Origin of the sequence: Mycolicibacterium septicum DSM 44393, from assembly GCF_000455325.1 — a bacterium.
Taxonomy (GTDB): Bacteria; Actinomycetota; Actinomycetes; order Mycobacteriales; family Mycobacteriaceae; genus Mycobacterium; species Mycobacterium septicum.
Map to the genome: position 1 here is coordinate 1,298,827 of NZ_HG322952.1, position 10,980 is coordinate 1,309,806.

The 10,980-nt window shown below is 67.1% G+C and carries 12 protein-coding genes and 1 pseudogene; 7 read left to right on the plus strand and 6 right to left on the minus strand.

The features are described from left to right. Window positions 1–180: 180 nt before the first annotated feature. Window positions 181–1,206, plus strand: coding sequence for a PAS domain-containing protein (locus tag TX88_RS26100; RefSeq protein WP_044520969.1), 1,026 nt, complete (start codon window positions 181–183; stop codon window positions 1,204–1,206). On the opposite strand, the gene TX88_RS35345 is transcribed toward TX88_RS26100, so the two are convergent. From TX88_RS35345 to TX88_RS26125, 5 genes are all read right to left on the minus strand, one after another. Then, on the minus strand, window positions 1,203–1,514 hold the full coding sequence (locus TX88_RS35345) for an Rv3654c family TadE-like protein (RefSeq protein ID WP_044520971.1): 312 nt from the start codon (window positions 1,512–1,514) through the stop codon (window positions 1,203–1,205). The genes TX88_RS26100 and TX88_RS35345 overlap by 4 nt on opposite strands. 31 nt (window positions 1,515–1,545) lie before the next feature. After that, window positions 1,546–1,797 (minus strand): TadE family type IV pilus minor pilin, encoded by a 252-nt coding sequence (locus TX88_RS35350; protein ID WP_409365895.1) that lies wholly within the window; start codon window positions 1,795–1,797, stop codon window positions 1,546–1,548. Window positions 1,798–1,868: 71 nt separating this feature from the next. Beyond that, a complete protein-coding gene (locus TX88_RS26115; RefSeq protein ID WP_044520974.1) occupies window positions 1,869–2,072 on the minus strand; it encodes a DUF4244 domain-containing protein in 204 nt (67 codons plus the stop codon). Between the two features lie 27 nt (window positions 2,073–2,099). Continuing rightward, window positions 2,100–2,681 (minus strand): type II secretion system F family protein, encoded by a 582-nt coding sequence (locus TX88_RS26120; RefSeq protein ID WP_044520975.1) that lies wholly within the window; start codon window positions 2,679–2,681, stop codon window positions 2,100–2,102. Next, window positions 2,678–3,463 carry a type II secretion system F family protein gene (locus TX88_RS26125; RefSeq protein WP_044520977.1) on the minus strand — a complete coding sequence of 262 codons (786 nt, stop codon included), beginning with the start codon at window positions 3,461–3,463 and terminating at the stop codon, window positions 2,678–2,680. The genes TX88_RS26120 and TX88_RS26125 overlap by 4 nt, the downstream gene beginning before the upstream one ends. A gap of 347 nt (window positions 3,464–3,810) precedes the next feature. Here TX88_RS26125 and TX88_RS26135 point away from each other — a divergent pair, with 347 nt between their 5' ends. From TX88_RS26135 to TX88_RS26155, 5 genes and pseudogenes are all read left to right on the plus strand, one after another. Then, entirely contained in the window at window positions 3,811–4,521 is a 711-nt protein-coding gene (locus TX88_RS26135) for a hypothetical protein (protein WP_003882610.1), read from the plus strand. Window positions 4,522–4,582: 61 nt separating this feature from the next. Beyond that, window positions 4,583–5,828: pseudogene (locus TX88_RS26140) on the plus strand (ImmA/IrrE family metallo-endopeptidase). Between the two features lie 16 nt (window positions 5,829–5,844). Beyond that, complete coding sequence (locus tag TX88_RS26145; RefSeq protein WP_021269098.1) at window positions 5,845–7,047, plus strand: tyrosine-type recombinase/integrase; 1,203 nt, start codon at window positions 5,845–5,847, stop codon at window positions 7,045–7,047. Then, window positions 7,034–9,265, plus strand: coding sequence for a site-specific integrase (locus tag TX88_RS26150; protein ID WP_003882613.1), 2,232 nt, complete (start codon window positions 7,034–7,036; stop codon window positions 9,263–9,265). The genes TX88_RS26145 and TX88_RS26150 overlap by 14 nt, the downstream gene beginning before the upstream one ends. Then, window positions 9,262–9,672, plus strand: a complete 411-nt coding sequence (locus tag TX88_RS26155; RefSeq protein ID WP_003882614.1) for a DUF6262 family protein — start codon at window positions 9,262–9,264, stop codon at window positions 9,670–9,672. The genes TX88_RS26150 and TX88_RS26155 overlap by 4 nt, the downstream gene beginning before the upstream one ends. Here the strand turns inward: TX88_RS26155 and TX88_RS26160 are convergent. Next, window positions 9,669–10,328: a TetR/AcrR family transcriptional regulator gene (locus TX88_RS26160; RefSeq protein ID WP_003882615.1), complete on the minus strand. Its 660-nt coding sequence runs from the start codon at window positions 10,326–10,328 to the stop codon at window positions 9,669–9,671. The two genes, TX88_RS26155 and TX88_RS26160, sit on opposite strands and share 4 nt — an antisense overlap. Before the next feature lie 143 nt (window positions 10,329–10,471). On the opposite strand from TX88_RS26160, the gene TX88_RS26165 reads away from it, so the two are divergent. Further along, window positions 10,472–10,980 (plus strand): PaaI family thioesterase (locus TX88_RS26165; protein ID WP_003882616.1); only part of this gene is annotated, 509 nt, incomplete at its 3' end.

Consider the following 10,980-nt stretch of genomic DNA (forward strand, 5'->3'; position numbering starts at 1 on the left):
CGATCCGTTCCCAATCCCGGAGGCCGGGCGCAGTGGCAAATTACGTGAACTCACTCATGTTTGCAACCCGACAGACGGTAGTTCCGGAAACCCGTGACCGTAATCCGCAGTTTTTCGGTGCGGATTCCGTCGTCCTCGGGCGTGAAGGCAGCTACGGGCAGCGCCGGTAAAATGCCGCGCATGACCCACGACTGGCTGCTCGTGGAGACACTGGGTAGCGAGCCTGTTGTGGTCGCACGAGGTCTGCAGACAAAGAACCTCGTCCCGATCAGTGTGTTTCTGCGCCGAAATCCGCACCTGATGGCAATTCAGAGTGCCATCAGGGAAACCGTGCAAGCGGGCCAGGGCCTCAGCAGCATCACACCCAAGAACGACCGCGTAATCCGCACCGAGGTGGTGCGGATGTCCGACGGACACATCCACGGGGTGCATGTCTGGATCGGGCCGGCCGATGCCGAACCGCCGCAACGGCCGGTTCCCGGCCCGCTGGTCTGGGATCTGACCGCGGGCGTGGCCACCGACACCGCCGAATCCCTGCACAACAGCGGCATGAACCCCGAGACCGAGGCCACCCACGACCGCGCGTTTGCCGACGACTTGCCGTCTCGGGATCTCAACGGCAGCGAGTCCAAGGTGCTGGCCATGACGATCAAGCCGGTGGTGGGTAACACCTTGTGCACCACCTGGGATGTCACCGATCACCGCGGGGAGGCGATCACCGTGGGTTTCGTGGCCCGGGTGGTCACAGAACCCCACGATGACGGCTCCGACCGGCTGATCTGCCGGGCGATGAACTGGCGCAGTGAGCGCGAGACTCCCGTGGTCCGCCCGGACAACCTGGCGCAACGCATCCTCGACGGGCTGGCCCGGCCCGGCGTGCACCGGGCCCTGGTCGGCCTCGACGACTGGAAGCTGCTCAAGTGGCTCGACGAGCCCGCACCGTTCTTCGACTGGCGCAACCGCGACGGTGGACCGGCCCGCATCCATCCGGCCGACGCCAGGCACATGGCCCGGATGACCACCGATTTCTCCGGCGGCGCCACCACCGCCGTGCTGCGGATGCGCACCGAGGACGGCGGCTGGCAGCCGGTGCACATGACCATCAACCGAATCGAACTCGACGACAACACGTTCGCGGGGCTGATCGCCCTTCGACTGCCGACCGACGACGAAGTCGCCGCGGCAGATCTCGACGAACTCGACTAACCGGCGAAGTCCACCGGTCCCGCGCGCGCGACCGCCCGGGCCGGACCGACTCCCCAACGACCGAGGCGGACCGGAACCGAAACCTGCAGCACCACATCGAGGCCGTCGATCCGACAGTCCGCGAGAACCGCCCGCATTCGGGCGGCAACCTGGGTGGCCTGTCGGCACGCCGCGTCCGGACCGGACACCACCGCGCCTGCGGCGCCCAGGGCGGCCAGGTCCGCCGCGGCCTGCGCCCGGTGCCGGGCCGTCACCGCTGCACCGAGATAGGCGCCGCCGGCCGCGAACGCGATCACCATCGCGATCATGGCCGCTGCCAGCAGCGTGGCCGATCCGCGCTCACCCGGTGCCGGGTTCGGTGACTGCTGCCGCCTCGGCGGACACCGTGAGCCCCGGCAACGCCGTGGCCGCACTGACCCGGGCCACCACCAAACCACCGTCCTGCCCGACGTGCACCACCGCGCCGGACGGGGCGACCCGGCGAGCGGCCGCCGTTGCCGCCTCGCCCTCTCCGCGGGCCGCCAGGCGGGCGGCTTCGCGCGCGGCGTCGATACAGCGGATCTGCATGCCCATCGCGCTGAGGCCGCCCACACACAACACCAGGACCGCCACCAGCGATGCGATCGCAAAGGCGGCCTCGACGGTGACCGCGCCCCGGTCATCTAGACGTTGGTGTTCAGTGCCCGGCTGATGATGTTGGTCAGCGCGCTCACGATCGAGTCCCCGGTGACCACGGTGTACAAGATCGCCCCGAACGCCGCCGCGGCGATGGTGCCGATCGCATACTCGACGGTGGACATCCCCGACTCGTCGAACATCAACAGCGCCGCCTTGGCATTCACCCTCTGAATCATGTTTCCTCCCATGACCTTTCCTCCCTTTGTGAAATGTGTTCACAACAGACCTGAACCCAGCACGTCACCGGCAAGGCCGGCGACCACAGGTATGACGCCCAGACACAGAAATGCCGGCAGATAGCAGAGCCCCAGCGGGCCGGCCACCAGCACCGAGGCGCGTTCCGCCACCGCGTCGGCGGAGGTGGCGGCGTCGTGCCGGGTCTGGGCGGCCAGCTCGGTCACCCCGTCGGCCAAGGCACTGCCCGAGGCAGCCGACCGGCGGGCCAAACGCAACAGGGCTTCGGCGTTCTTGTCCTTGGGCGCCCCAACATCTCCGGTGCCCCAGGCCGTGGCCGGGTCCGCCCCGAGCGCCAGCAGTTCGGCCGCGCGGCGCAGCAGCGGCGCCAGTGCCGGTGGAGCTGACGGGGTTACCGCCGCAGCCGCTGTCGACACCGCCATCCCGGCCGCCAGGCAGGCAGCGAACAGGTCGAACGTCGAGGCCGCGCCGAGTGGATCGTCAGCCCGCACCGGCTGCGAACGTGCGCGAACCACGGGTCGCGGCGCGGCGCGGGCCCGCACGCGGGCCGGATCCGCCCCGACGAGCAGGGCAGCGGCGAGAAACACTGCTGCCCAGCTCATCTCAGCACCCGTTCGGTGATCCGGTCCGACCACATCAGCCCGGCACAGGCCAACAGGACTCCGATGACCAGCAGCCAGCCACCCGCTCCCGCACCGCACAGGAACGCCAACGGCCGCGCCCCGATCAACTGACCCAGCGCGATCCCGGCCACCGGCAACCCGGCGAGCACCGCCGCCGTCGCCCGCGGCCCCGCCATCGCCGCCTCGACATGCGAGGAAAAGCGTTCACGCTCAACGATGTCGCGTTGCGCGGTGCGCGTCAGGGTGGCTATGGAGAGCCCATGCACGTGGGCCAGGCGCCAACACGCCGCGAGCCGTTCCCAGTGCATCGGCAATCGGGATGTCGCCGCAACATCTTCCAGCCCGGCCGCGACGTCGGCGCCCAGCCGCGCGCGAGCGGCCACGGCACTCAAGCCGTGGTGTACCGGGCCGGACACCTCGCAGGCCGCGGTGCCGAAGGCATTGACCGGGTGGACTCCGGTACGCAGTTCACCGACCAACACATCCAGGGCGGCCTGCAGCGCCGCGGATTCCTGTTGTCGCTGAAGCCGGGCACCGCGACCCCTGCGGCGTATCGCCACCGTTCCGGACACCACGGCCCCGGCGAGGGCGACCGGCAACGGAACCAGCCAGGCCACAACGACTCCCACCACCATCACGGTCGGCGCCGCCCGCACTCGACGCCGCCCCGGTGCGTCTGCCCTCCGCAGCGCGGTTGTCCGCCGGGGTGTGGCCGGCCACAGCAGAAGCGCGGCCGCAAGTACCAGCGCGCTCGCCGTCACGGCGCCGCCCGCTGTTCGATCAAGGCATCGAGAGCCTGTGCTCCGCAACCCAATCCGCTGTCGGTATGCCAGGCCGTCACCACCTCGAGATCGCCCCGGGCGGCTCGGCGCAGCACCGCGATCTCGACGAGCCTGCGCCGCCCGGTGCCGTCACGCCCGACGTGCAGCAGAACCTGCGACGTTTATCAGTAGTTAACTACACAATGTGGGCGCACAATGCGTGTTGAACTGCGTATTTATCGTCGGGTACATGTACTCTAAGAGTGTGCGTAGCAATATCAACCCTCTCGCCACGCCGATGCGGCGTGTTGCTTGCGCTCTCTGTTTTTGTGTGCGAAATTCGCCGTGTGAACCTACAAGAGCGGTTGCGCAAGGCGGTGTCGGATCATGGGCCGTCGTTGGCGACTCTGCGTTACGACTTGGAGGTGGTGATCCCCAAGGTTGGCCAGATGTGGCAGCCGTTGTTCGAGGATCCGTTGGATATTCATGGTCAGGCGTTTTGTACGTGTGTGCGCCAGATGGTGTTGAGGATGCGCGAGCTTCGCAAGCCGATCCCTGGGGACACGTTGTTGACTTCTCGTGGCAGTGGGTTGTCGGTGCAGATCGCCGATTCGCGGGGGATGGATTTTCGTGCGCGACGGTGGCCGTCGAAGGTGTTGCACGGGGAGCGAGTTCGGGTGGTGACGCATCCGACGGGCGGCGATCTTCGGGTGCTGCGGCCGCCGAAGGCTCAGGTCGACGAGCAGATGTTGTTGGACGAGGACGAGCCGGCGCAGTTGTTTCCGTCGCCGATTGTGACTCCGGCCGGTACACCGGATATCTTCGCCCTGTGGTGGCCGACCGACGATGGGTGGGGATTGTCGGAGGCGGTGTTGGCGTTCGTGGTGGATGTGGACAATGCGTCGCGGGTGCAGATTTTGGCAACCGAGCCGCTGCCTCCAGTCACCGACTCTCCGCTGGTGACTCCGTCGGCGCAGGGTCAGGGGCCCAGGGACGACTTCGGCGAGTACGAGCCGCCGGCGCTGGGGACGGGCGAGGATCCCGAGGAGCCGGCTTAAGGGGTCGTGGTGTCGGGGGTCGATGCGAATGTCGGCGGGTGGCTGTTGAATCGAGGTCGCAATGACGACGACCGTGGACGTGTATGGGTTGCGGGTCAACCAGGCCCGGGTCATGCGCGCGATGACTGCCACTGCGGTGATGGAAGCGTTGGGCTGGAAGCATTCTCGGCTGAACCGGTTGGAGAAGTCGACCACGACGGCGTTGCCGATCAAGGATTTCGACCGGCTGGTGGCGGTGTTGCGGTTCCCGGCGAAATTTTTCACCACCGCTCCGACGTCGCGGGTGCACCAGTCGGATCTGTTGTTCCGTGCGCCGCGGTCGATCACGGCGACCGAGCGGGAGTATTTGGCGCAGTTCGCGGCATTGGCTGGGGAGTTTCTCGACGAGCTCAATGGCCGCACTCAGTTACCTGCGGTGAAGTTGCCGATACTTCCGATCGACACCGCAGTGACCCAGGCCGCTGCGGCGGTGCGTGCCAGTTGGGGGTTGGAGCACGATCAGCCGATCGAGTACCTGACGCATGAGATCGAGCGCAGCGGTGTGGTGGTCGTGGTGCGCCGCTTGCTGACCTCCTCGTCACGGCGGATCCTGGGTGACGGGGATTCCACCGGCAAGATCGACAAGCATTTGGGTTATTCGGTGCGTGTCGGGGAGTTCAATACCCGGCCGTTGATCGTTGTGCGGCAATCGAATTCGTGGGAACGGACCCGCTGGACGCTGGCTCATGAGGTGGGTCATCTGGTGTTGCATGCCTCGGGCAGCGTCACCGAGGCCTGCGAGGAGCAGGCGTCGCAGTTCGCCTCGGAGTTGTTGGCGCCGGCGGCGGTGCTGGCCAAGGACGTGTCGCGGGCTCCGTCGCTGGCGGAGTTGTTGCCGGTGAAAGCAAAGTGGGGTGTGTCGCTGGGGGCGTTGATCAAGCATCTGCATACCTCGCAGTTGTTGACTGGGGCGCGGTTTGAGGCGTTGCGCCGCCAGCTCTACACCCGGGTCAATCCGGATACCGATACGACGTGGGGTCGGGTGGAGCCGGGCTGGAATGACCGTGAGGTGGAGCGGCCACGATTGATCAGCAAGTGGCTGGAGATGGCGTTTTTCGGCGCGTTCGGCGGCGATGCTGGCCCCCTATGACTTGGTGTGGCCGCAGGATCTGCTGGAGGACTTCATGGCCGGGCAGCGGGCCGCCCCGGGCGCGGCGGCGGTGCGGGTGGCCGCCGGCAGCGGCAGAGCGACGGTCGGACCCGGGTCATCGGCGCCCAGTACGGGCAGCAATGTGATTCCGTTGCGGCAGCGAAGCCGGCGCGGCTAGAACACAAGGGGGGCCGGTGGCGCGAGTGCAGCGGGTGATCTTTGCCGACCAGCCTGTCACCTACACGGTCGTTGGCGCCGATCATCTGCCGGTGGCCCCGGCTGCGGAGTATCTGAGGTTTCTGCGTGAGGGGGGCGCGTCCCCGCACACGGTGCGTGGCTACGCCGCGGGGTTGGCGCGGTGGTTCACGATGCTCGAGCACACCGGCCATCGCTGGGATGACTTCCCCACCACCCTGTTCGGGCAGTACTTGCAGTATCTGCGGACTGGGGATCTGCCCGGGACACCGCGCCTGGGTGCCCCCGAGACCAAGATGGTGACCAGTTCTTTGCAGCCGCGGGCGGCTGCGGTGTTGTCGATGTATCGCTATCACGCTGATGCCGGCACCACCGAGGTGCCTTATCGGCGTTTGGTCACTCAGCGGGGCAGCTGGCGGCGCCACAACCGCTACGTCGGGTTCCTCGACGGCGTCGGGCCCCACCGCGACGGCGAGCACCCGATCTACCCGGTGCGCACCCCGCGGCGATCGGCTACCCCTGTCTTGTCGCCTGCCCAGGTGGCCACGATCCTCGATGGCTGCTCGGTGCAGCGCGACGGGGACTGGACCGGCGGGGCCGCCGCGGTGCGCAACCGATTGTTTTTCGCAGTACTGGCCGAAACGGGAATGCGTCTGGGCGAGGCCTTATCACTGCGGCACAACGATTTTCATATCGGCGCCGGTGCGACCCCGTGGATCGACATTGTGGAGCGCCAAGATCATCCCCATGGTGCTCGGGTCAAGACCGGGCCGCGGCGGATCTATGTCGGTGATGACCTGGAGGCACTGTATTCAGAGTATGTGTGGCAGTTGGTCGCGATGAACGCCGACCAGGTGGTCGATGATCTGTCGAATCATTTCGTGTTCGTCAATCTGCAACGGGGACCGCGTTTTTCGCCGATGCGCCAGGAGAACATCTACGAGAAGGTGCGCGGGCTGCGCACAGCGCATCGGAGTCTGCCGCCGGATTGGTCACCGCACTGGCTGCGCCACACTCACGCCACCGCGTTGCTGCTGGCGGGGGTGCCTGAGCATGTGGTGATGCGGCGTCTGGGCCACGCCGATGTGCAGACCACTCTGTCCACCTACGGCTGGGTCACCCAGGACGCGGCGATGCGTTCACTGGCCGAGTGGAAAAACTATGTCGCCGGATGGAAAGGACTTCACGATGGCCAGCAATGAGGGCCGCCTGACCACACCGGTAGGCGACCTCGGTGCGGTGGCGTGGCAGGCGCAGTGGGCCCAGGTACCCGCCGAATGGCGCCGCCCGGCCTATCAGGTGCATCTGCCCCCGGCAGATCGGGTGTTCCTGTCCCGCAAGAACGATCTGCCGCCCGCTGCGACCGCTGGGGTGTACGACTTCACCCCGCAGGCCACACCGGCGCGGTTCGCCGACGAGATCGCCTGGTGGGTGTGGGTGTGCTACCACGAGGGGCTGCGCAAGATCGAGCATTCCCTGCTGCGCTGGGCCACCCAGGCCATCAGCGCCGCCGCGGCCGAGTACCGCAGTGCGCACGGCCGCCACCCGGTGAGCATCACCGACCTGGCGGTCAACGACATGGTGCGCCACGCGGTCGTGGTGTTCGAGCGGCGCAATGCGCGGCTGCCCGCCGGCGGCACACGCCGCAATATTGTGGGCCTGATCGAGCATCTGCACCTGTTTGTGTCGGTGCGGGCCAGCGCCATCGACTGGTGGGCCTATGACACCTGGGATCTGCGGGCCGATCCACGGATCCCGCAACGCGAACACGAACCGTGCCACGAGAAGACGGTGCGCATCGGCGCGATCGAACCAGCGTGGCTGCGCGAAGGGGTGCGGTTTTGGCTGCGCACCTGCCTGGATGCGGAGTTGCTGCGCTGGTCATCGGCAGTCGATCGTGCCCGCGAGATGGCGCGCCATTTCGGTGAATTCGTGATCGCGCGTGGCTACACCGATCCCGTCTTATCCGATGACCCGGCGCAGCTACGCCTGATTTTCACTACCTACAACGAATACCTGCGCTCCCCAGCCGCGGCTGCCCGACCTGACAAGCCGTTGTCTGCCACGGCGATCGGCGACAGCCAATCTCAGATCCAGAGCTTCTACACGTTCATGCTCGACCATGCACCCGAGGCCGCGGCAGCCACCGGCGATGCGCGTTGGGAGAACCTGTCCGCGGCGCACACCCGGTTGTGGGGGCCGGCGTTTCGCACCCGCCGCGCCCACCGCACCCGGGAATTGACCTGGTACTCCACTGGAGAACTGCAGCAGATGCTGGCCTACCTCGACGTGCTCGCCGCCCAACGGGGCGCCCTGGTGTCGGTGACCCATCCCGATGGCACCGTGTCGCTGATCAAAGGCCTCGGCGACCCCCAGGCCGCCCGGATCTGGCTGCTGCAAGCACTGACTGGGCGGCGGGCCTCAGAAATTCTCATGCTCGATCACCACCCGCTCGAAGCGATCCCCGGCGCGGCGCGGCCCACCGCCACCGATGACCCCGATGTGTTCGTGGCCAAACTGCGCTACCAACAGACCAAAGTCGACGGGGTCATCCCCACCATCCTGGTCGAGCAGGCCGTGGTCAACGTCATCGCCGAGCAACAGCGCTGGCTCGCCGACACCCACCCCAGCCTCACCCCGAAATACCTGTTCATCGCGGTCAAACAAAACCTGGCCGGGCGCCGGCCCCGCCCGTATGCAACGTATCGGGCCTCCCTGGACAAGCTCGATGCCATCCATGGTCTCAGCGATGCTGCGGGAAACCCGTTGCGGTTCACCCAAACGCATCGGCTGCGCCACACCCGGGCCACCGAACTGCTCAACGACGGCGTGCCGATCCACGTCGTCCAGCGCTACCTGGGCCACAAGAGCCCCGAGATGACCATGCGTTATGCCGCGACACTGGCCGCGACCGCCGAAGCGGAGTTCCTCAAACACAAGAAGATCGGCGCTCACGGCACCGACATCGGAATCAGCCCGTCTGACATGTTGGACATGACCCAGCTCTCAGTGCGCACCGACCGGGTCTTGCCCAACGGGGTGTGCCTGCTGCCGCCACTGAAAACCTGCGACAAGGGCAACGCCTGTCTGTCGTGCGGGCATTTCGCCACCGACGCCACCCACCTCGACGAACTCAAAGATCAGCACGCCAAGACCACGGCGCTGGTCGAGATCAGACGTCAGCAGTACCGCCAGCGCACCGGCCGCGAACTCACCGATGACAACGTATGGGTCGCCCAACGCCTGCGCGAATTGCATTCCCTGCAAGCCATCCTGGACCGCCTGACCGCAGATCAACGCACCCATCAGGAGGCGATCGCCGGGGCCGGGACGGCCAACCGCATCCCGCTGCAACCTGTGGCCACCCGCGGTGCGCACGATTCAGCACTGCGCAAAGCCGATCCTCACACACCCGCATGACCGTCACCCCCGCCTCCCTCACCGCCCTTGAGGCCAGCGCCCGCAAACGCAGCGCCGACGTCGAGGCCCGTATCGATCGGGCCCTGAAGAAGATGCGCAAGCAGGGCCTCGACATCAACGTCAGCAGCCTGGCCCGCCACGCCGGAGTGTCACGCAGCGTCATCCACCGCCGCCCCCAACTGCGAGAACAGATCCGCACCACCCAGCCGCTGGCCGCCGCCCCCGATCCACCGCCACCACCGGCTACCGACACCGAGAGCAGCATCATCACCGCGCTACGGACCCGCCTGAAGGCACGAGACGCCCAGATCGCCGACCTGAAAGCCCAACTGCGCGAACGCGACCACATCATCGCGACCCTGCACGGGCAACTGGCCGGCAAACCCCACCCGGACACCAACTCCTAGCTGGCTGGTTGTGCGGGTCGCTGCGTGGTTTGCGCGGTGATGAAGTCGTCGACGATGCGGGTGCAGTCGTGGTGGCCGATGGCGCGTAGGCCGGTCATTCTGGCGAAGACCAGGGGGCCGACCAGTTGGCACAGTGCCAGTTCGATGTCGAGTTCGCCGAGTTGGTCGAAGGTTTCGGGGCTGTGCAGGATTTCGTCGAAAGGCCGCCGGTACTGCTCGATCACCCGGGTGCGCAGCATGCTGGCGGTGGCGTGTTGGCCGGTATCGCTGTCGCTGTCGTGCGTTTCGGTGGGGCCCAACGCGGCCCAGGCCAAGGTGGTGACGTGCAGCGGCGCTTCGGCGAACAGGTCGGCTTGGCGCGAGAGCAGTTCGATGAGCCGCTCACGCAGGGTGCCGCTGGTCGGGGCGGGCGGGATGACTTGGGGCAGAAGGCGTTCGAAGGTGGCCGCGAGCAGTTGTGAGGAACTGTTGAAGTGGCGGTAGAGGGTGGTGCGGGCGACCTTGGAGGCTTTAGTGACCGCGTCGATGGTGACGGCTTCGATCCCACCGGTTTTGAGCAGGTTGGCCGCGGCGTCGAGCAGTCGGGTGCGCGATCGGGTGCGGCGCGGGTCGACGTCGTCCTCGTCGTCGGGTGCCGCCGCGGGTTCTGTCCCCACCTGACCTCCTGGTGTTCCGATCGCCGGTGCGTTGCCCCCGCTCTCCCGGTTATGGTACCGATAGTAGCGCAGCGAAACTGCTAGTACCGGCGGTCCCGGGTCGGGACGCGGTGGCGGGGCTGCCCGGGTGTGAGGAGGCCGTGATGGGTGCTGATCAGCCGCAGCGGTTGCCGTCACACACGCCGACCTGCATGGGCTGCGGGCCGGACAATCCGCACGGTTTGCAGCTGGAGGTGTTTCGGTGCGGCGATGAGGTGTTCGCTGATCTGGTGTTCGATGAGCGTCATATCGGTGCGCCGGGGCTCGCACACGGTGGCGCGATCGCCGCGGCCTGTGATGACGTGCTGGGGTTTTCGTTGTGGATCGCGGCCACCCCGGCGGTGACGCGCCGTTTGACGGTGGACTATCTGCAGCCGGTGCCGTTGGGATGTACGCATCGGCTGACCGCGCGGATCGCCACCCGCGAGGGCCGGGCGTTGCATGTGGACGGGGTGGGGGTCGGCGTGGACGGTGTCACCCGGTTCACCGCCTCGGCGGTGTTCATCACGGTGGATGCGGCCCATTTCGCCGCCCACGGTGACATCAGCGGTTTCGGGGAGTTGTTCGCCGAGCTGGCCCGCTACGGTGGCGCCGGCCCCGACGCGGGGTCGCG

What these genes read in the sequence shown, in the direction of transcription:
- TX88_RS26100 (WP_044520969.1), top strand. Translation starts at nt 181, where the DNA reads ATGACCCACGACTGGCTGCTCGTGGAGACACTGGGTAGCGAGCCTGTT.
- TX88_RS35345 (WP_044520971.1), bottom strand. Translation starts at nt 1,514, where the DNA reads ATGATCGCGATGGTGATCGCGTTCGCGGCCGGCGGCGCCTATCTCGGT.
- TX88_RS26115 (WP_044520974.1), bottom strand. Translation starts at nt 2,072, where the DNA reads ATGGGAGGAAACATGATTCAGAGGGTGAATGCCAAGGCGGCGCTGTTG.
- TX88_RS26120 (WP_044520975.1), bottom strand. Translation starts at nt 2,681, where the DNA reads ATGAGCTGGGCAGCAGTGTTTCTCGCCGCTGCCCTGCTCGTCGGGGCG.
- TX88_RS26150 (WP_003882613.1), top strand. Translation starts at nt 7,034, where the DNA reads ATGGCCAGCAATGAGGGCCGCCTGACCACACCGGTAGGCGACCTCGGT.
- TX88_RS26155 (WP_003882614.1), top strand. Translation starts at nt 9,262, where the DNA reads ATGACCGTCACCCCCGCCTCCCTCACCGCCCTTGAGGCCAGCGCCCGC.